Here is a 20553-nt window from a genome sequence, read left to right on the forward strand (position 1 = left end):
CGCCCCTCGGGGTCGGCGTTTTGGGCTGGGAAGTCCAGTATGGCAGCGGGAGCCGGCCACATCACGTAGGTTCTCGGCCTGTTGTAGCGGCTCCCGGTCAGGCACCCGGACGCCGGGCGAGGCCGGTCACGGCAGCCGTGGCGGTCGCGTCGGCCGTGGCGGTCGCGTCGGCCGTGGTGGTCGCGTCGGCCGTGGTGGTCGCGTCGGCCATGACGGTCACGGCGGTCACGGCGGTCACGTTCATGTAGCCCCATGACCCAGTTCATGTAGCTCCATTGACGGTCGTCACATGAGCGTGCCATGGTCCGACGGTGGGCGCATTCAACGGCGTAGCGATCGTGACCGGCGCCGGGCGAGGGATCGGCCGGGCCGTGGCCGTCAGGCTCAGCTCCGAGGGGTGTCGGGTCGCCCTGACCTCGCGCAGCGCGGACGAGCTGCACGCGACGGCTCGCCAGTGCCCCGGGGAGACGCTGGTGCTGCCCGCCGACATCACCGCGACCGACGCCGTCGATCACCTCTTCACCCGCGTGGAACGGGCCTGGGGCGGGGTCGACGTGCTGGTCGCCAACGCGGGCGCCGGGACCTCGGCGCCGCTCACCAGGACGACCGACGAGCAGTGGGCCGCCATGCTCGACCTGAACCTCACGGCACCGTTCCGGTGCATCCGCCGCGCGGTGCCGGGCATGGTCGAGCGTCGGCGAGGGCGCATCGTCGTGGTCGCTTCGGTGGCCGCGAAGCAGGGCGAGCCCTACATCAGCGCGTACACGGCGAGCAAGCACGGCGTCCTGGGAGTGGTGCGCTCGGCAGCGGCGGAGCTCGCCCGGACCGGTGTCACCGTGAACGCCGTGTGCCCCGGGTACGTCGACACCCCGATGACCGAGGGGACGGTCGCCACGATCGCGGCGAAGACGGGCCGAAGCCCCGAAGCGGCCCGCGCGACGCTCACGGCCAAGCAGCCCCACGGGCGCCTGGTCGGCGTCGACGAGGTCGCGGACACCGTGTGGCTGTGCGTCACCAACTCCGCGATCAACGGTCAAGGCATCAACATCGACGGCGGTGGAGTCCAGTCGTGAGCCTCAACTTCTTCAACCCGGCCGAGCTGGCCCGTCCCAGCGGCTTCTCGCACGCCGCAGCGGGCACCGGCCGGATCGTCTTCCTGGCCGGCCAGACCGCGCTCGACGGCAGCGGACGCATCGTCGGCGACGGCGTGGTCGAGCAGTTCGAGAAGGCCCTGGGCAACCTGCTGGTCGCGCTCGCCGCCGCCGGCGGCAAGCCGGCCGACGTGGCGAGCCTGACGCTCTACATCGTCGACATGGACGACTACCGGGCCCACTCACGCGCGATCGGCGCGGTGTGGCGGCGGCTGATGGGCACCAGCTACCCGGCCATGGCCGGGATCGGCGTGGCCCGGCTGTGGGACGCGGAAGCCCTGATCGAGGTGCAGGGTCACGCGATCCTGCCCGGCTGAGTCGATCCCGCGCAGCACACGGGCAGGAGCGAGACAGGGATATGCAGTTTCATTGACCGTCGTCATGATCGATGCATAGCCTGCCCGGAGGAGGGGATCCCTGAGGAGGGGGCACCATGTCACTGTCACCGTCCGCCCACGTCGACACGTTCTGCCGAGACAACCTCCCGCCCGAGGCCCACTGGCCCGAGTTCCTCGACGTTCCCGGTGTCCGTTACCCGGACCGGCTCAACTGCGCGGTGGAGCTCGCCGACGCCACGGCCGAGCGGCTGGGCCCTGACCGCCCGTGCCTGCGCGCCCCCGGCGCCGCGCCATGGAGCTACGGGGAGTTGCGGCGCCTTTCGGACCGGATCGCCCGGGTGCTCGTCGAGGACCACGGCATCGTGCCCGGAAACCGGGTACTCCTGCGCGGTCCGAACACGCCCTGGCAGGTGGCCTGCTGGTTCGGCGTGGTCAAGGCGGGAGCGGTGGTCGTGGCCACGATGCCGCTGCTCAGACGCGGAGAGCTGGCCACCATCGCCGAGATCGCAGCGCTCGACTTCGCCCTGTGCGACGCACGGTACACAAGCGAGCTGCGGGCGGCGGACGTCCCCGGGCTGCGCATCGTGGAGTACGGGGGCGAGCACGGCCTCGCCGATGCCGCAGCACGCAAGTCCGACACGGACGGAACGGGCAGCGCGGACGGCACGGGCGGCACCTTCACGGCCGTCGACACGGCGGCCGACGACGTGGCACTCCTCGCGTTCACCTCCGGCACCACCGGGCGTCCCAAGGCGACCATGCACACGCACCGCGACGTGCTGGCGATCGCCGACACCTTCTCCGCCCACATACTGCGTCCGGAGCCGGACGACGTGTTCACCGGCACTCCGCCGCTGGCCTTCACGTTCGGCCTCGGCGGTCTGGTCGTCTTCCCGCTCCGGGTGGGTGCGTCCACGCTGCTCATCGAGAAGGCGGCACCGGACCGGCTGATGGACCTGATCGCCGAGCACCGGGTGACGGTCTGCATCACCGCCCCCACCGCGTACCGGGCCATGCTGGGCGCCGGCCGGGTGGAGAGGCTGGCCACGGTGCGGCGCGCGGTCGCTGCGGGCGAGCACCTGCCCGTCGCGATCTGGCACGCCTTCCACGACGCGACCGGCCTCGAACTCATCGACGGCATCGGCGCCACGGAGATGCTGCACATCTTCATCTCCGCCGCCGACGGCGACATCCGGCCCGGCGCCACCGGTCGCGCGGTGCCCGGGTACGTCGCCGCGGTGCTCGACGAGAACGGCGCCGAGCAGCCCGCCGGCTCCCCGGGCCAGCTCGCCGTGAAGGGCCCCACCGGCTGTCGTTACCTCTCCGACCGCCGGCAGGACGTGTACGTGCGGGACGGTTGGAACATCACCGGCGACATCTTCGTCCAGGACGCCGACGGCTACTTCTGGTACCAGGCGCGCCAGGACGACATGATCGTCTCGGCGGGGTACAACATCGCCGGCCCCGAGGTCGAGGAGGCCCTGCTGGCGCACCCCGACGTCGCCGAGTGCGCGGTCGTCGGGCTGCCGGACGAGGCGCGGGGCCAGATCGTCAGCGCCTTCGTGGTGCTCCGTGCCGGCGCCACCGGCGACGCGGCGAGATGCGCGGCGTTGCAGCAATTCGTCAAGGAGCGCATCGCGCCCTACAAGTATCCGCGCCGGGTCTTCTTCCGCGGCGAGCTGCCCAAGACCGCCACCGGCAAGCTCCAGCGCTCCCGGCTGCGAGCCGAGTTCCCCTCCGCGCTCGCCGACGCATGACCCGTCGCCCCGACGGCCACGGGCAGCGCCCTTCGTCCACGTCACACCAGCGAACCAGCACACGGGAGACGACCTTGCGCATCGCAGTCATCGGAGGCGGTCCGGGCGGCCTGTACTTCGCGGCGCTGGCCCAGCAGCTCGGGCAGCGGCACGAGATCACGGTCTGGGAGCGCAACGCCGCCGACGACACCTTCGGGTTCGGGGTGGTCTTCTCCGACGAGACGCTCGGCGGGATCGAGCACGCCGACCCCGGGATCCACCGGCGGATGGAGCGGGAGTTCGCCCGCTGGGACGACATCGACGTGCACTTCCGCGGCCGGACGATCACCAGCGGCGGCCACGGCTTCGCCGCCATGAGCCGCAAACGCCTCTTGCAGATCCTCCAGGAACGCTGTGCCGAGCTCGGCGTGGTCGTGCACTTCCGCACCGAGGCACCCGACGTCGAGGCACTGGCGTCGACGCATGACCTCGTCGTCGCGGCGGACGGGCTGAACTCGGTGGTCAGGGCGGCCTACGCGGACCGCTTCCGGCCCAGCCTCGACCGCCGTACCTGCACCTACATGTGGCTCGGCACCGACAAGGTCTTCGACGCCTTCACCTTCGACATCCGTGAGACGCCGTACGGCGTGATGCAGGTGCACGGTTACCCGTTCGACGACCGCGGCAGCACGTTCATCGTCGAGATGCACGAGGAGGTGTGGCGGGCCGCCGGCTTCGACGACTTCGCGGCCCGCGCGTTCGCCCCCGGGGAGTCCGACACGAAGTCCATCGACCGGGTACGCGAGCTGTTCGCCGACGTGCTCGACGGCCATGAGGTGATGGCCAACAACTCCAGATGGCTGCACTTCACCACGGTGCGCAACGCCCACTGGCGGCACGGCAACGTCGTCCTGCTGGGGGACGCCGCGCACACGGCGCACTTCTCCATCGGCTCAGGCACCAAGCTCGCCATGGAGGACGCCCTGTCCCTGGCGGCCTGCCTGCACGAGCACGACACGCTCGACGCCGCCCTCACCGAGTACGAGACCGAACGCAAAGGGGTCGTCGCCTCCACCCAGCGGGCCGCCCAGGCCAGCCTGGAGTGGTTCGAGAACCTCGGCCAGTACGTCGACCAGGACCCGCACCAGTTCGCCTTCAACATCATGACGCGCAGCCGGCGCGTCACCTACGACAACCTGCGGCTGCGCGACCCCGAGTTCGTCGCCGAGGTCAACGCCTGGTTCGCCCGGACGAACGCCGCCACGGGACCCGAACCCCGGACCGGAACCCCGGCCGGCGTCCCGACCGGCGTCCCGCCCATGTTCCAGCCGTTCCGGCTGGGCGAGCTCGACCTGGTCAACCGGGTCGTGGTCTCCCCCATGGACATGTACCGCGCCACCGACGGCATGCCGGACGACTTCCACCTGGTGCACCTGGGCGGCAAGGCCCTCGGGGGCGCCGGCCTGGTGATGACGGAGATGGTCTGCGTCAGCGCGACCGGCCGCATCACCCCCGGCTGTACCGGCATCTGGACCGACGAGCAGGCACGGGCGTGGCGCCGCGTCACCGACTTCGTGCACCGGGAGAGCGCGGCCAAGATCGGCATCCAGATCGGCCACTCCGGACGCAAGGGGTCCACCCGGCTGATGTGGGAGGGCATCGACCAGCCCCTGCCCGAGGGGAACTGGGAGGTCGTCGCGCCCTCCCCGGTGGCCTACCGGCCCGGCGTGAACCAGGTGCCGCGCGAGCTGACCCCGGACGACCTGGGCGAGCTCACGCGGCAGTTCGTCGACGCGGCCCGGCGTGCCGACGCGGCGGGCTTCGACCTGCTGGAGCTGCACTGCGCCCACGGCTACCTCCTCTCGTCGTTCCTCTCGCCCCTGACCAATCTGCGCACCGACGAGTACGGCGGTGACCTGGACGGACGGCTGCGCTACCCGCTGGAGGTGTTCGACGCGATGCGGGCGGTGTGGCCGGCGCACAAGCCGATGACGGTGCGCATCTCGGCGACCGACTGGGTGGCTGGCGGCATCGACGACGAGGCCGCCACCACCATCGCCGCCCGGTTCGCCGCGGCCGGTGCCGCCGCCATCGACGTCTCGTCCGGCCAGGTCACCCCGGACGAGACCCCGGCGTTCGGCCGCTCCTACCAGACGCCGTTCGCCGACCGGATCCGCAACCGGGTGGGCGTCCCCACGATCGCGGTCGGCGCGATCTCGTCGTACGACGACGTCAACTCGATCCTGCTGGCCGGCCGGGCCGACCTCTGCGCGCTGGGGCGGGCGCACCTGTACGACCCGAGCTGGACGCTGCACGCCGCGGTGGAACAGGACCACTCCGGCCCCGGCGCCGTCTGGCCCGACCCGTGGAAGGCGGGCCGCCGCAAACCCCCGACCGGCCGTACCGACGGACCGAAGCCCCGCCTGACCCTCATCCGCGAGGGCGAGCAGGGCACCCGGCACGCCAGATGGCGACCGACCGCGCCGGCGGGGCCGCCAGGACCGACGGAACCGACGCGGACACCCGGCCCGACAGGACCGGCAGGACCGACCGGAGAGGACCCGCGATGACCGTCCTTGATGCCGAGCAGCGCGCGTACGTGGCCCACGTACGCGCGCTGGCCACGGACCGGCTGCTTCCGCTGGTCAAGGCGGGTGCCGAGGGCCGGGTCAATCGTCCGCTGCTCGCGGAGATGGGGGCGCACGGCCTGCTGCGGGGGCTGTTCGGGGGCGCGCCGGCGGACCCGCCCGAGGACGCCGCCGCGATGCAGCTGTGCCTGCTGCGGGAGACGATCGCCGGGGTGTCGGCGGAGGCGGAGACCGCGCTGGCGTTGCAGGGCCTGGGCAGTTACCCGATCCTCCAGTCCGGCCGGCCGGAGACGGTCGAGCGCTGGCTCCCGGGCGTGGTCAGGGGGACCACGGTGGCCGCGTTCGCGCTGACCGAGCCGGCGGCCGGCTCCGACGCCGCCGCGCTGGAGCTGCGCGCCGACCGGGACGGCGCCGGCTGGCGGCTGACCGGCGAGAAGGTCTGGATCTCCAACGCGCCGGAGGCGGACGTCTACACCGTCTTCGCCCGGACCCGGCAGGGCGCCGGCTCCCGCGGTGTCACCGCGTTCGCGGTCGCCGGGGACGCCCCGGGCCTCACCGGCGAGCACCTGGACCTGCTCGCGCCACACCCGATCGGCCGGCTGGTGTTCGACGGGGTGCGGGTCGAGCCGGCTGACGTGCTCGGTGACGTCGACGCCGGCTTTCGGGTGGCGATGCGCACGTTGGACCTGTTCCGGCCCAGCGTGGGCGCCTTCGCGGTCGGGATGGCCAGGGCGGCGCTGGACGCGACCCTCGACCACGTGTCCACCCGCCGGGCCTACGGCGGCACGCTCGCCGACCAGCAGGCCGTCGGGCACACCCTGGCCGACCTGGCGACCCAGTGGGAGGCCGCCCGGCTGCTGGTGTACCGGGCCGCGGCCGCCTACGACAGCGGGGCGCCGCGCTCCGAGATCACCAAGGCCGCGGCGATGGCCAAACTCTTCGCGACGGAGGCGGCCCAGCGGATCGTCGACGGTTGCGTCCAGTTGCACGGTGCACGCGCGCTCCAACGCGGCCATCTGCTCGAGCATCTCTACCGTGACGTCCGCGCGCCACGGATCTACGAGGGTGCGTCGGAAGTGCAGCGGTCGATCATCGCCCGAGAGCTGTTCGAAGAGAGGAACTCCGCATGACCCGCTTCCGCGCGTCCGCACCCCTGACCGAGCGCTGGGACCACTTCGACTTCCGCGTGCAGGGTGCCGTCGCGACGGTGACCCTGAACCGGCCGGAGAAGCTCAACCCGCTGACGTTCGAGTCGTACGCCGACCTGCGCGACCTGCTGGCCGAGCTGCCCCATCGCACGGGCGTCAGGGTCCTGGTCATCCAGGGTGCGGGGCGCGGCTTCTGCGGGGGCGGCGACGTCAACGAGATCATCGGCGAACTGATCAAGATGAAGGCCGGTGACCTCATGAAGTTCACCCGGATGACCGGCGATGTCATCCGGGCGATGCGGGAGTGCCCGATCCCGATCATCGTCAAGATCCAGGGCGTCGCCGCCGGCGCCGGCGCGGTCGTGGCGCTCGCGGCGGACTTCCGGGTGGTCGGCAGGTCCGGCCGCTTCGCGTTCCTGTTCACCAAGGTCGGGCTCTCGGGCGGCGACATGGGCGCGGCGTACCTGCTGCCGCGCGTCGTCGGGCTGGGGCGCGCCACGTCGCTGCTCATGCTGGGCGACGCGATCGACGCCGAGACGGCCGACCGGTACGGCCTGGTCTCCCAGCTGGTCGAGGACGAGGCGCTCGACGACGCCGTGGCGGCGCTGGCCGGGCGGCTGGCCGACGGCCCGACCCTGGCGCTGTCCCAGACCAAGGCGCTGCTGACCCGCGAGCTTGACATGTCGATGTCCTCGTCGATGGAGCTCGACGCGATGACCCAGGCGCTGCTGATGACCACCGACGACCACGCCGAGTTCCACGCCGCGTTCAACGCCGGGCGCCCGCCCGCGTGGACCGGCCAGTGAGCGTCCGCGCCGGGGGCTCCCGTGGCTCGTGACGGCCCAGGCCCACGCACGGCATGATCGGGGCATGTCCGCGCCACAGTTCGACGTCGATGCCTTCCTCTCCCAACCCCTCACGGCCCGGGTGGCGACCGCGGGGCCGACGGTGCGTCCGACGTGGTTCCTCTGGGAGGACGGGGCCTTCTGGATCCTGACCGGCCCGTGGGCACGGCTGCCGGGGCACGTTCGGGCGGACCCCGCCATCGCCCTCGTCGTCGACGTGTGCGAGGTCGGCACGGGTCTGGTCAGGCAGGTCATCGCGCGTGGGCGGGCGGAGGTGCTGCCCTTCGACGTGCCGCGTGGCCGGCGCAAGCTCAGCCGGTACCTCGGCACCGACGAGGCGGCGTGGGACGCCCGCTTCCGGCACTACCTGCTCGACGACCCGGCTGAACGGGGCACGGTGTGGCTGCGGTTGCGTCCGGACTCCCTGGTCGCGAAGGACCTCAGCTATTCCGTGTGACGTCGTGGCGCGCAGGCGGGGGGCGGCTCGGCTCGCGTTATTGACATGCCCCTGCCGCCCGGTACCTTAGGGCTGCACAGTATGTCGCACGCCGTTCGAAATCTCGCCAGATGAGCGAGACCTCTCGAACGTCCCCCACCGTCGCGCCCCTCACATCACGAAGCGCGACACCACGGGCCCGACACGCCCCGGCGCACGAGCCGGCATGAGCCAACACCCGAGCGAGGCCCGCCGCCTTGCCGTAGGCGGTGTGGCCGCGGGCGCCCCCTCCCAGGGAAAGGCATCCCCACATGCGCATACTCCAGAGCATCAGAGCCAGGACCGCGGCCGTGGTGCTGGCCGCCGCGACGGCGCTGACCGCCGCCAACGGACCGATTCCGGCGCTGGCGGCCCCGCATCCGGCGCCCACGGACACCGCCGCGGGCCTCGCCCGGCCGGCCGCCGACGACCCCGCGCTGCGCGGCGCCATCGCGCCCATCGGCGGCGTGGTCCCCGGGCTGACCGGAGCCGCCGCCGAGCGGGCCGCCGGCACCGCCGCCGACCGGTTCCGGCAGCTCACCCGCGAGCGGACGCACCGGGCCGCCGCCAAGGCCCCCGCCGCGCAGGACGCCCAGCTGCACACCAGCTGGGGCATCCGCATGCCCAACGCTGCCAGCAAGGGCCTTCAGGCCACCCAGAGCGTGGTGAGCGGCGCCCGCGCCACCAGCGGGGGCGACTACGTCTACGCGCCGACGGCCATCCCGGCCGGTGGCGCCTGCATGGAGATGACCACCGCCTACACGCCGGACGGCGCCCTGTTGTGGGCGTGGGACTGGTGCGGCGGGCGGGACACGGTCGGCAAGGCCGTCCCGATGGACGCCGGCTTCCTCGCCGCCTACACCACCACGGTCAACGGCCACCCCGCCTACAGCGAGGACATCCACCAGACCGATTCGTCGTCCAACACCTGGACGACGTACCTGTACAACTACCAGACGCACGCCTGGGACAGCTTCTACACCAGCTCCGGCACGTACGACATCCCGGAGTACGCCTTCGGCTGGGACATGTTCGAGGTCTACACCTCGGTGAACTCCTCGACCGGTGCCGGCTACTACTGCCAGGACATGGCCGGCCAGACCTTCGAGAGCAGCAGCATCCAGCTGCTGTCCGGATCGACCTGGACACCCGCCTCGTCGAGCAACAGCACGCCCGACAGCAGCACCCCGCCGTCCGGCAGCACGCTCGACTGCCCGTCGCTGAGCATCTCCCTGACCCATCCCAACGACCACTGGACGGCCCACATCGGCTGAGCCGTCCGAAGGCGCCCGCCGCCCGCCCTCACCGCTCCCGGTCGTCGCTGATCGCCGGGAGGCGGTCCGGGTGGGCGGACTCGCCCTGGAAGCCGTCCAGGTGCAGGCCGGTGACGTCGTGCAGTTCCAGGGCGTACGAGAAGTACGCGGGGCGGCCCGGGCCCCAGGCGATCCGGGTGTCGCGCAGGGTCACGGCGTCGGCCCGGGAGAGGTGGATGCCGGGCGTGTCGTACGGGAGGAGTTCGGGCAGGTGCGAGGTCGGCCGGTTGTCGAAGACGCCACCGGGGAAGCCGGTCCAGCGCTCCAGGGTGACGTCCACCTGGTCGAGCAGCAGGGCACGCAGCCGGCTTCGGTCGCTGCCGTCGAAGCGGACGCTGTTCTCCGCACGGCCCCTGACCCGGCGCAGGGTCACGTTCGAGACGGTGCCCAGCGGGCCTTCGGGCGTGCGCGGCAGTGCCGTGACGGAGACCGCCTCGCCATGGCCCCACCAGGGCGTGCTGAAGTAGCGGGCGTCGAAAGTGATGTCCGAGAAGAGGATGTCGTGGACGTCGCCGCCGTCGCGCAGCTGGATGGTGCAGGCGCGGTTGCAGCTGCCGGCCGTGCAGCGTTCGAAGCGGACGTCGCTGATGGAGTCCTGCGTCTCCGTGCCGATCTTCAGCGCCGAGTCCTGGGTGAGGAGTTCGCAGTCGTGGACGCGCACGCCGGACACCGGTCCCGTGCGGCGTCCGGGTCGCGCCGTGGCCTTGACGACGATCGCGTCGTCACCGCTGTGGATCGAGCAGTCGCGCACCTCCACGTCACGGCTACAGTCGATGTCGACCCCGTCGCAGTTGGGCACCGCGAGGTTGTTGCGCACCGTCAGGCGCTCCACTCCCACGTGGTCGCAACCCCGCAGGTGCAGGCCCCAGAACGGGGCGTCGGCGAGGGTGAGGTCACGCACCACGACGTCCCGGCAGTCGTGCAGCGCGAAGGCCGCCGGCCGCCACGCCCGGGGGGTGTAGATCCAGGGGCCGAGTCCCGTGCTGTCGTCCCAGGCCCGCATGAAGTCGGTGGCCCGTCCCTCCACCCGCCCGGGCCCGGTCAGGGAGATCCCCTGGGCACCCTCGGCGACGAACAGCGCTTCCCCCGCGTAGTCCGCACGGTCCAGGCTCATCTCCACCACGGCGCCCTCGTCGAGGTGGAACTCGACCCGGTCACGCAGCCGTACGGTGCCGCAGCGGTAGCGCCGGTGGCCGCGCAGGACGACCTTTCCACCGCCGGACGCGGCGCAGGCGTCGACCGCCGCCTGAACGGCAGCGGTGTCCAGGGCGCGACCGTCACCGACGGCGCCGAAGTCCGCCACGTCGAAGAGTTGAGCAGCTGTCATGGGAGAGGTGTCCAGGTTCGGCCGGTGTGCTGGCGTCTCGCGTACTCAGATCAGACCGCGCCGCGCGGCCCACACCGCCGCCTGGAGCGGGGTGCGTACGCCGATGCGGTCGCAGAGCGCGCGGATGCGGCGGCGCAGGGTGCGGCTGGAGGTGCGCAGCCTGCGGGCGACGGCGTCCTCCGGCAGACCGCGGGCCAGCAGCACGAGCACGGCGCGTTCCTCCTCGCTGAGAACGGTCTCGCCCGTGGTGGTGTCGGTGGCTGCCAATGGGTTCCCCCTGCGCGTTCCGGGACGGGTGAGGAGAGACGCCGCACCCCAGGCAGATGCCGAGTGCTGTGCCCGAAAACCTAAGGTGAGCATTTCGAATGTGTCAATATAACGTTTCAAAGAACGTGGATACGGGAGTCGGTGCGGCCGCCACGAGCCGGGCTCCGGATCGGTACGCGCCGGCCACGGGCCCGGACCGGGACGACGTGCGCCCCGCCGCCTCCAGACCCCGCCCGGACCGCCGTTCACGCCAGGTCGGGCCGGGTATGCCAGGCCACCGCAACATGGCCGGTTGTGGCCACTCCCGTCCCTTGTCGACCCCACGGCACGCCCCTACTTTGATCGTTTCAGGTTGTAGCGAGGAGTCACCCCCCGGAAACTCCGGCGACAAGGAGCCCCCATGGCCGCGATGAAGCCTCCGCGCAGCCGCGCACCCGCACCGAGCACGCCACAGCCCGGCGGGCGGCGCCGGCGCCGCGAGACGCTCGTCGGCTACGGCTTCATCAGCCCGGTCCTGGTCGGGCTGCTGCTGTGGACGGCGCTGCCGATGGTGCTGTCGTTCGCCTACTCCTTCACCAGGTACGACCTGCCGCGCAAGCCGCGGTTCACCGGTCTCGACAACTTCCACCAGCTGTTCACCGACCCGCAGTTCTACAACGCGCTCAAGGTGACGGTGCTGTACGCGGTGATCTCGGTGCCCCTCGGCCTTGCCGTGGGCCTGTTCATCGCGGTGCTGCTCAACCAGAACGTGCCCGGCATGCGGGTCTTTCGCACGCTGATCTACCTGCCGGCGATCCTGCCGGTGGTGGCCGGCGCGGTGGTCTTCAAGGTGCTGCTGTCGCCGTCCGAGTACGGCATCGTGAACTCCGTCCTGATGCACCTGCACCTCATCGACACCCCCATCGAGTTCTTCACCTCGCCGACGATGGCGATGCCCTCGATGATCCTGATGAGCCTGTGGCATGCCGGGGCCAGCATGCTGATCTGGCTCGCCGGGCTGCGCAGCGTGCCCACGGAGCTGCTGGACGCCGCGAAGGTCGACGGGGCGAGCACATGGACCCGGTTCTGGCGGATCACGATGCCCATGATCACGCCGACCATCCTCTTCAACGCGGTGCTGTCGATCATCAACGCGATGCAGGTCTTCACCCAGTCGCTGATCGTGGTCACCGCCACCAGCGGCAAGGTCCAGAACGCCGCCAACGGCAGCCCGCTGGGGGCGCTGGACTTCATCAACGTCTACATCTACCGGCACACCTTCGGCTATCTCCAGTTCGGGATCGGCTCGGCCGGCGCCTGGGTGCTGTTCGTCCTCACCCTCGCGGTCACGCTGCTGTTCTTCCGCAGCAGCCGCCGCTGGGTCTTCTACCAGGGAGGCGACCGATGACCGCCGTGAGTGCCGCCACCCCGACCACCACCCCGCAGGATGCCGCCGCCCGGACCCGCGGCCCGGCCCGCCGCACCCGCTGGACGAAGGGCCAGGTCGGCATCTTCGTCACGTTGCTCCTGGTGACCGCGGTCTTCCTGTTCCCGATCTACTGGGCGGTCAACACCGCGCTCCAGACCACCCCGCAGCAGAACAAGCTCCCGGTGGTGTGGTGGCCCGGCGACCTCCAGTGGGGCAACCTCCACACCGCGTGGACCCAGCAGCCGTTCACCGACTACCTGTGGCACACGCTGATCATCGTGGCGGGAGTCACGATCGGCTCGGTGGCCTCCGCCTCGCTGGTGGCGTACGGCCTGTCCCGGCTGCGCTACGCGGGGCGCGACTTCTGGTTCAACGTGGTGCTGTCCACGCTGATGCTGCCGTTCATCGTCACCCTGATCCCGCAGTACCTGATGTTCCAGCAGCTCGGCTGGCTCGACTCGTACCTGCCCCTGATCGTGCCGGCGTTCTTCGGTGGCGGTCCCTTCAACATCTTCCTGCTGCGGCAGTTCATGATGGGCATCCCGCACGAGATCGACGAGGCCGCGTTCGTGGACGGGGCCAACCACTGGCAGATCTACACCCGGATCGTGCTGCCCATGGTCAGGCCCGCCCTCGGGGTCTCGGCCTGGATGACCGCACTGGCCGCCTGGGACAACTTCCTTGGCCCGCTCATCTACCTGCCGAGTACCAGCAAGTGGACCCTGAGCCTGGGCCTGTACGGCATGGCCGGAAACCCGGTCCCCGGCTGGGGCAACCAGCTCATCGTCGGTATCGCGCTGATCGTGATGCTCCCCGTGATCGTCGGATTCTTCTTCATGCAGCGCTGGCTGATCCAGGGCGTGAACCTCACCGGTGTCGCCCGCTGACCGCCCGCCGGCCGCCCTCAACCGAGGCCTCCGGGCTCCCCCATCCACCCGCCGAACGAGATGGAGCACCACGATGGACCGGCATCTCACCCGACGCGGCCTGCTCGCCGGTGCCGGCGGCGCGCTCGCCGGACTCGGTCTCACCGGCTGCGTGGGGATGGACACCGCGCAGCCGACCGCGCCAGGCGCACTGACCAGCCTCAGCACCCGCCCCGTCACCCTGCGGTTCGGCGTCGCCGTCGGGCCCACCGAAGAGCCGTGGGCGAAGCAGCTGGCCGCCGACTTCCACAAGCTGCACCCGAACATCACCATCGACGTGCAGCCGAACGCCCAGATCACCGACATCAAGACGCTGGTCACCAACGCCGTGTCCGGCACGCTGCCAGACATCATGCGCACCACCGACGTGCTGTCCGCGGTGCAGGCGGAGAAGGGCCTCTTCCTGGACCTCACCCCGTACTTCGAGGCGTACGGCTACCAGGAGTCCGACTTCGTCGACAACATCATGAAGCTGGGCAAGTACAGCGGCCGTCAGCTCGTGGTGCCCCGCGGCGTGGACCAGGTGGTGGTGGCCTACAACCCGAAGCTCTTCAAGAAGTTCGGGGTGCCGCTGCCGCACCGGGGCTGGACCTGGGACGACTTCCTCGCCGCATCCAAAGCGCTGACGCAGAAGGTCGGCAGCACCCAGTACTGGGCGCTGGGCATCCAGAAAGGGGCCAACTACACCGGCTATCCCGTCTTCATCCCGTTCATGCGCGGCTGGGGCGGCGACGTCGTCAACGCCGACAGCACCCGGGCGACCCTGGACGACCCGCGCGTCATCGAAGGCGTGGCGCAGATGATGGACTACTACCGCACCTTCTCGCCCGCGTTCAGCAACCCGCCCGCCGACCCGTTCCTCGGCGGTACGGCCGCGATGAACTTCTACGTGCGACCGCTGATGCTGGGGGACATGGTCAACCCCCAGCACACCGCCTGGCTGACCGACTTCGTGCCCGGGTTCGTCAACTTCCCGCTCTTCCCGACGCCGAAGATCGGTGCGGGCATGCAGGGCTGGGCCGGCACCGTCAACACCAAGCACCCGCACGAGACGGCCGCGTTCCTGCTCTACACGCTCTCCCGCCGCGGGCAGTCCCTGTACTCGACCATCGCCGCCGAGGTGCCGGTCCGGCACGACCTGGCGACGTCCGACGCCTGGCAGAAGCCGCTGAACTTCCACGGCGACATCGACCAGTCCGCGTTCTACGACCTGGCGCAGTACCAGAGCTATCCCCCCAGCAAGCTGCCGATCGCCACGAACGGCCAGATGGCCACCGCCATCGCCGACGCCCTCGACGCGATCCGGCTGGAGAAGCAGACCCCTGCGCAGGCGATGCGGCAGGCCAACACCCTGATCAACCAGACCCTGAAAGGCCTCAAGTAATGGCACGTCAGCCAGCCGGTCAGCCGTCCTCAGCAGCGCCCGAGGGCGAGCGGGAGCAGGTGCCGTTGCACTGGCTCGGCAGTCCCCCGCAGGCCCCCTCAGGTACCCGTTGGGGCGTGCCCTGGCCACGCGGCACCGTGCCGGCGGACGGCGCCGGCTTCGCGCTCAGCACCGTGGACGGGCGCGCGGTGCCGGTGCAGTCCTGGCCGCTCGCGTACTGGCCGGACGGCTCGCTGAAGTGGACGGGGCACGCGGTCGGCCCGCACGAGGCAGCCGAGGGGTACGTCCTGGCGGCGGGCAGCGAACCGGCGCCGCCCGCGCACCCCGTCACGGTGGCGGAGACCGCCGACACGCTCACGCTCACCAACGGGCTGGTCGACGTCCGCCTCGCCCGCAGCGGCCCCGTCGCCATCCGGTCCGTGACCCGGGGCGGCCGGACCACCGCACGGGACGGACGCCTGGTGCTCCACCTCCAGGACGGCCCGGACGAGGCGCCGGGCACCCTGCACCGCACCGCATGGACCGGGATCGTCGAGGACGCGACCGTGGAGCAGCACGGCCCGGTGCGCGCCGTCGTCAAGCTGAGCGGACGCCACCGGCAGGACGGGAACGAAACCGACGAGGCGGCCGACGCGCGGACGCTGCTGCCCTGGACCCTGCGCGTCGAACTGTCGGCGGACGGCGACGAGGTGCGCCTGGTGCACCACTTCGTCTGGGACGGCGACGCCGACGCCGACTTCGTCCGCGGGCTCGGCCTGGAAGTCGCGGTCCCGCTCGCGGGCGCCACGCACGACCGGCACGTGCGCTTCGGCAGCTGCTCGGGCGGGGTCTGGGGGGAGCCGGTGCGGGTGCTCACCGGGCTGCGCCAGGACCCGGGCGCCGCGGTCCGCGCGGCCCAGGTGGCCGGCGAGCCGGCGCCCCCGGTCGAGCAGTGGACGGACGCCGCCACCCGCACGGGCCACCGCGACCTCGCGGAGTGGAACGACTTCACGCTCTTCCAGGAGTCCCCGCGCCACTACGCGGTGTGGAAGCGCACCTCGGCGTCCGGGGTCTGGCTCAAGCACGCCGGGCGGGGCGAGCGGGCCGCCGGCTTCGGCTACGTCGGCGGGGACGGCGGCGGCCTGGGCTTCGGGATGACCGACTTCTGGCAGCGCTTCCCCCGCTCCCTGGACATCCGTGCCGCGGCGTCGGACACCGCGACGGTGACCCTGTGGTCCTGGTCCCCGCACGGCGGCGCGATGGACCTGCGCAGCTACGACGGCGTGCCGCACGGCCTGGACCTCGCCTACGAGGACACCCAGGAGGGCTTCGGCACGGCCGAGGGCATGACACGCTCCACCGAGTTCCGGCTGTGGGCGCTGCGAGGCACCCCCGCCCGTGCCGACGTGGCACGCCTGTCGTCACTGCTGACCGCACCGCCCCACCTGGTGGCCGAACCCGCGCACTACCACCACACCCGGGTCTTCGGCCGCTGGTCGCTGCCGGACCGCTCCACACCGGGCCGCGCGGCACGCGAGGACGCCCTGGCGGCGGACGTCGCCTACTACGCGACCGAGGTCGAACAACGCGAGTGGTACGGGTTCTGGCACCACGGCGACGTGATGCACTCCTACGACACGGACCGCCACGAGTGGCGCTACGACGTCGGCGGCTACGCCTGGGACAACGCGGAACTGGGCACCGACGCCCTGCTCTGGTACGCGTTCCTGCGCTCCGGCGACCCGGCGACGTTCCGGCTCGCCCAGGCGATGACCCAGCACGTCAGCGAGGCGGACACCTATCTCACCGGGCGCTTCGCCGGGCTCGGTTCGCGGCACAACGTGGTGCACTGGGGCTGCGGCGCCAAGGAGGCCCGGATCGCGGAGTCCTTCACCCGGCGCTTCGGCTACTACCTGACCGCCGACGAGCTCCTCGGCGACCTGATCAGGAACTCCCTGAAGGCCGACGAGACGCTGCGCCGCATCGACCCCCTGCGCATGATCCTTCCCCCGCAGTCCGAAGCACCGGTCCGACTCCGCATCGGCCCTGACTGGTACGCGCTGGTCAGCAACTGGATGGCGGAGTGGGAACGCACCGGTGACACGCACTACCGCGATCTGATCACCACCGGCATGACGGACCTGGCCGACGCCGGGGCCTTCCCCGCGGGCCTGTTCACCGGCCAGCACAACGGCGCCATCGGCTTCGACCCGGCGACCGGGCACCTCACCAACATCGGCGCCGGCCGGGACGACTTCGCCGGCGGCTACCACCTCGCCACGGCCTTCCTCGGCGAGCAGATCATCTGGGAGGCACTCGACCTGCTGGACCCGCTCGGCGCATCCGAGTCCGACACCCCCGGGGCGTCCGCCTTCCGCACCGTCTGGCTGGACTTCTGCCGCTACGGCCTGGCCACCCCCGAGGAGCGCACCGCACGCTACGGCTTCGACTTCGACGCCTCGCTGCGTCCCTCGTTCCACTCCCGGCTGACCGCGTGGGCCGGCGAACAGCTGGACGACCCGGAACTACGACGCCGCGGCTGGGACCAGCTCCTCAGCGACCCGCGCGCCCGGGTGTGGCCGGCCCCACGCCGGATCGAGGGCGACGCGGTCGCCGAGCCCGTCGACGAGGTCCCCGACCCCGACGGCGTCTTCACCAACCAGATGGCCCAGCGCGACCTCGCCTGGATCGCCCTCCTCGACATCGCCCCGGCCGAAGCCCCCTGACCAGGCCCTTGGCCTCTAATCCTGCTCCGGCAGGGCCCACACCCGAAAGTCGGCCACGTGGAAGTGGCTCGCGGTGGTGCGGAACGCGAACCAGCCGCCCGGGTAAGGGACCTCGCCGGCCCGGTGGACGTAGTCGAAGAGCAGCTCACCGTCGCTGAAGTACCGGACCCGCTCGCCGTCCGCGACGAGCCGGATCCGGTACGCCCGGCCCGGCTCCAGCAGCGGTGCGGTCAGATCGTGCGCGGGCAGCAGCGGGCGGCGGCCCGGCGTGCCGGTGTAGCGGCGGAACCTGGTGGTGGTGTTGGAGTTGCCGCCGAAGCCGACGTAGTACGTCAGGAGGTGGTCGTAGTCCGCGAACGCGCCGGACCGCCGGGAGGCGAAGAGGTCCTGCGGCGAGCGGGCGTCCCGGGCCGCCCAGAAGGTGTTGAGGTCGCTCACCCGGTCGTGCGGGCCGCCCGCCGACACGGCGGTCGCCGTGTACGTGATCTCGTGCGGCCCGAAGAACGGCTCCCGGTACCAGACGGAGGCGCCCCGCGGAACGTCGACGTCCAGCACCCCGTCGCGCGCCACCACGGTGCCGCCCGCCTCCAGCTCGGCGAACCAGCCGGCCGTGCCCTCCCGGAAGTCGTCCTGCGCCAGCAGCCGGCGGGCGTCGGCACCGCCCATCGTGAACCACCCCTTCACCAGACCGTTCCACTCACCGACCGGGACGCTACCCCGCGGGCCCCGTCGGCCGGGAAGCCCTGATGCACGGTGGCCACTTGTGGCCGCACCCCGCCCCTTCCAACTCCCGCACGGGGCCGCTCGTCCCCGTAAAACCCCAGTTCAGACGGGGTGCAAGCACATCTGATGCGCACCCCTGCCCGCTGTGTTGTACTGATCAGGTGAGGCGCAAACACACACCTGCTGTGCGTTCGCGCGCCGGGCGATCCAGCGAGGCGGCGCCCGACGATGCGCGGGTCCGGCGGGCCGAGGAGCAGCGTCGCAGGGTCCGGCTCATGATCGAGATCACCGCTCAGGCCGGCGCCTACCGCAAGGGTCTGCTGAAGGAAGTCGACCGCCTCAGCCCCGAGGAGGCGGTGATCCTCGCCGACCTGGAGCGCAACGGACTCCAGGTGCCCCAGCTGCACGACGTCCTGTGCGGCGGCCACGTACTGGTGGACGACCCACAGCTGTACGCGGACTGGCGGTTCGCCAAGGGCAGCCAGCCGCGCCTGTCCAGCCACCACCGCGACATCGACAAGAAGCGCTACCCCGACATCGGGATGCGCGGCCCCGTCGTACGGGAGAAGGTGCACGGGCGCACGGCCCAAGGCACGTGGTTGCAGCTGGAGAAGACGCCCGCCGCCTTCGGCAAGGGCAAGCTGCCCACCCTGACCGACCTCCGGCACCTGGTGGACTACGTGACGTACAAGATCACCCGCAGCAACGTCGGCCCGTGGGGCCTGTCGCGGATGACCGAGCGGTACCCGATGTACCTGTCACCGATCCTGGCCGTCCCGACCTCCCTGACGCCACCGGTCGCCCGGTCGTTGTTCCGGGCGCTACGCCGGATCGAGACGGACGACGACGTCACCGCCGTCTCCCAGGACCTGGCCGCCCGGTTCCCTCCCCCGGACCGGGCGGACCTCGCCGGCGAGCTGGGGAAGACCGCATCCGGCAGGGCCGGGCGCGGCCTCTTCGGCAACTCCGAGGTGTGGATCACCACGGCACCGTCGCCCAGCGCTGCCGCGGTCCTCCGCGAGCGGCCCGAGCCACCGGCGGTACTGCCTTTTCCGGGGGATACGGCCTGACGATCGTCGCTCCGCGACGGGCCGGACCCCCAGCCGGCTGCGTCTTCCCGGGCGATGCCCCCGGACCCCCAGCAGGCCAGCCGGGGTGACCGGCGCGGACATCACGCGGCAAACCTGAGTAAACCTGTCGTCGGAAGGAGGGCCGCCATGAGCGACGACCGGCACGATCGCCCCACCCCGACGCACGGAGCGGGCGACGTGTCCCTCCCCGAGGGGCTGATCCCGGCCGTGCTGGACCTGGTGGACACCGGACCGGTCCAGCTCGGTGCGTACACGATCGCGGAGCTCACCGCCGTGGACGCGATCGTGGACTTCCTGGAGGCCCGACCGTCGGACGAGGTGCTCGCCGAGGCCGTGCGCTCGCTGGCGGCACGTCAACTCCTCCTGGCCGGGTCCACCACCGAGCAGATCCAGGTCCGGGGCGACCTGGGCATTGCCGTGGCGTTCCAGCGCCGGGCCCGCAAAGTGCTGGACGCGCGCACGACGGGCACGGAGCCGGGGGAGCCGTGGCGGATCCTCGTGCTTCCCCAACCCCAGCCGGAACGGGTCTGCCTGATGGTGCGCATCGACGCGCTCGGCGTGCACGAACTGGGCCTGTACAAGCTCGACGAGGCCCTCCGGATGCTCGTCGACTGGCTGCCGCGGGGTTCTTTCGCCGACCCGGACGAGGAGGTGGACGTCGACGCGGTGCTCGCTGCGGCGGAGCGGTCTGCGTTGCTCACCGTTACGCAGTACACCGCGCAGGGGTCGGCCGAGGTGGCCGGGGCCAGTACGGATCTGGTTCTGGCCCGGGGTGGTGGGCGGGTGCACGTTCTTACCCGGGACGCGGGGGATGGACGACGGCTCGTGCCGAGTCGGACGGACGGCAAGGACGGCGTCCACGGCAGGCTTGTCGACCTCCTGGGCTAGGCCCCGGTTCGCGCTCCCCCCTTGTCCGGGGGCCCGGTGCCGTTGCACGTGACCGTGCGTCGTGGCCTGTGCCCACCCGTTCCGCCCTGCGGAACGACTGCCCACAGAAGGTTTGGGGTGCCCCCTTGTCCTGGGGTGCCGAAGGGCCGCGTTCGGTGGGGTGGGTGGGTCGGTGTCGCGGGGGTATGTACGTGCTCGGCCGGCGCGATTGCCCTGGACCGTGAGTTCACCGGCACCCAG

Annotated in this window: 18 protein-coding genes; 14 read left to right on the forward strand and 4 right to left on the reverse strand. The window is 71.6% G+C overall.

The window, feature by feature from the left end:
* Positions 1-97 precede the first annotated feature (97 nt).
* The gene (locus NQO67_RS17960) at positions 98-244 is read right to left on the reverse strand and encodes a hypothetical protein (RefSeq protein ID WP_255951047.1); all 147 of its coding nucleotides are present in this window, start codon (positions 242-244) and stop codon (positions 98-100) included.
* 67 nt (positions 245-311) lie between these two features.
* Here NQO67_RS17960 and NQO67_RS17965 point away from each other — a divergent pair, with 67 nt between their 5' ends.
* The 8 genes from NQO67_RS17965 to NQO67_RS18000 all read left to right on the forward strand — a co-directional run bounded on the left by NQO67_RS17965 (position 312) and on the right by NQO67_RS18000 (position 9555).
* On the forward strand, positions 312-1073 hold the full coding sequence (locus NQO67_RS17965) for an SDR family NAD(P)-dependent oxidoreductase (RefSeq protein WP_255951048.1): 762 nt from the start codon (positions 312-314) through the stop codon (positions 1071-1073).
* Positions 1070-1468 carry a RidA family protein gene (locus tag NQO67_RS17970; RefSeq protein WP_255951049.1) on the forward strand — a complete coding sequence of 133 codons (399 nt, stop codon included), beginning with the start codon at positions 1070-1072 and terminating at the stop codon, positions 1466-1468. The genes NQO67_RS17965 and NQO67_RS17970 overlap by 4 nt, the downstream gene beginning before the upstream one ends.
* Positions 1469-1584: 116 nt before the next feature.
* Positions 1585-3246, forward strand: coding sequence for an AMP-binding protein (locus NQO67_RS17975; RefSeq protein ID WP_255951050.1), 1662 nt, complete (start codon positions 1585-1587; stop codon positions 3244-3246).
* A gap of 74 nt (positions 3247-3320) precedes the next feature.
* Positions 3321-5795: a bifunctional salicylyl-CoA 5-hydroxylase/oxidoreductase gene (locus NQO67_RS17980; protein WP_255951051.1), complete on the forward strand. Its 2475-nt coding sequence runs from the start codon at positions 3321-3323 to the stop codon at positions 5793-5795.
* The gene (locus NQO67_RS17985) at positions 5792-6943 is read left to right on the forward strand and encodes an acyl-CoA dehydrogenase family protein (RefSeq protein ID WP_255951052.1); all 1152 of its coding nucleotides are present in this window, start codon (positions 5792-5794) and stop codon (positions 6941-6943) included. Before NQO67_RS17980 ends, NQO67_RS17985 begins: the two co-directional genes overlap by 4 nt.
* On the forward strand, positions 6940-7767 hold the full coding sequence (locus tag NQO67_RS17990) for an enoyl-CoA hydratase family protein (RefSeq protein WP_255951053.1): 828 nt from the start codon (positions 6940-6942) through the stop codon (positions 7765-7767). The genes NQO67_RS17985 and NQO67_RS17990 overlap by 4 nt, the downstream gene beginning before the upstream one ends.
* Positions 7768-7831: 64 nt before the next feature.
* Positions 7832-8263, forward strand: coding sequence for a pyridoxamine 5'-phosphate oxidase family protein (locus tag NQO67_RS17995; RefSeq protein ID WP_255951054.1), 432 nt, complete (start codon positions 7832-7834; stop codon positions 8261-8263).
* 290 nt (positions 8264-8553) lie between these two features.
* Positions 8554-9555: a hypothetical protein gene (locus NQO67_RS18000; RefSeq protein ID WP_255951055.1), complete on the forward strand. Its 1002-nt coding sequence runs from the start codon at positions 8554-8556 to the stop codon at positions 9553-9555.
* 28 nt (positions 9556-9583) lie between these two features.
* Here the strand turns inward: NQO67_RS18000 and NQO67_RS18005 are convergent, their stop codons facing one another.
* The gene (locus tag NQO67_RS18005) at positions 9584-10921 is read right to left on the reverse strand and encodes a glycoside hydrolase family 28 protein (protein WP_255951056.1); all 1338 of its coding nucleotides are present in this window, start codon (positions 10919-10921) and stop codon (positions 9584-9586) included.
* Between the two features lie 45 nt (positions 10922-10966).
* Positions 10967-11188 carry a LuxR C-terminal-related transcriptional regulator gene (locus tag NQO67_RS18010; protein WP_255951057.1) on the reverse strand — a complete coding sequence of 74 codons (222 nt, stop codon included), beginning with the start codon at positions 11186-11188 and terminating at the stop codon, positions 10967-10969.
* A 400-nt stretch (positions 11189-11588) separates the two neighbouring features.
* Between NQO67_RS18010 and NQO67_RS18015 the strand changes: the two genes are divergently transcribed.
* The 4 genes from NQO67_RS18015 to NQO67_RS18030 all read left to right on the forward strand — a co-directional run bounded on the left by NQO67_RS18015 (position 11589) and on the right by NQO67_RS18030 (position 17611).
* Complete coding sequence (locus NQO67_RS18015; protein ID WP_255951058.1) at positions 11589-12575, forward strand: carbohydrate ABC transporter permease; 987 nt, start codon at positions 11589-11591, stop codon at positions 12573-12575.
* Entirely contained in the window at positions 12572-13483 is a 912-nt protein-coding gene (locus tag NQO67_RS18020; RefSeq protein ID WP_255951059.1) for a carbohydrate ABC transporter permease, read from the forward strand. The genes NQO67_RS18015 and NQO67_RS18020 overlap by 4 nt, the downstream gene beginning before the upstream one ends.
* A 73-nt stretch (positions 13484-13556) precedes the next feature.
* On the forward strand, positions 13557-14906 hold the full coding sequence (locus tag NQO67_RS18025; protein ID WP_255951060.1) for an ABC transporter substrate-binding protein: 1350 nt from the start codon (positions 13557-13559) through the stop codon (positions 14904-14906).
* Complete coding sequence (locus NQO67_RS18030; RefSeq protein WP_255951061.1) at positions 14906-17611, forward strand: exo-rhamnogalacturonan lyase family protein; 2706 nt, start codon at positions 14906-14908, stop codon at positions 17609-17611. Before NQO67_RS18025 ends, NQO67_RS18030 begins: the two co-directional genes overlap by 1 nt.
* Positions 17612-17626: 15 nt before the next feature.
* Here NQO67_RS18030 and NQO67_RS18035 read toward each other — a convergent pair whose 3' ends face one another.
* Positions 17627-18277, reverse strand: coding sequence for a DUF6250 domain-containing protein (locus NQO67_RS18035; protein ID WP_255951062.1), 651 nt, complete (start codon positions 18275-18277; stop codon positions 17627-17629).
* 332 nt (positions 18278-18609) lie between these two features.
* Here NQO67_RS18035 and NQO67_RS18040 point away from each other — a divergent pair, with 332 nt between their 5' ends.
* Both NQO67_RS18040 and NQO67_RS18045 read left to right on the forward strand, forming a co-directional pair.
* On the forward strand, positions 18610-19404 hold the full coding sequence (locus tag NQO67_RS18040) for a hypothetical protein (protein ID WP_255951063.1): 795 nt from the start codon (positions 18610-18612) through the stop codon (positions 19402-19404).
* 147 nt (positions 19405-19551) lie between these two features.
* Complete coding sequence (locus NQO67_RS18045) at positions 19552-20313, forward strand: hypothetical protein (RefSeq protein ID WP_255951064.1); 762 nt, start codon at positions 19552-19554, stop codon at positions 20311-20313.
* Positions 20314-20553: the final 240 nt, after the last annotated feature.

Source organism: Streptomyces odontomachi, from assembly GCF_024435355.1.
Lineage (GTDB): Bacteria > Actinomycetota > Actinomycetes > Streptomycetales > Streptomycetaceae > Streptomyces > Streptomyces odontomachi.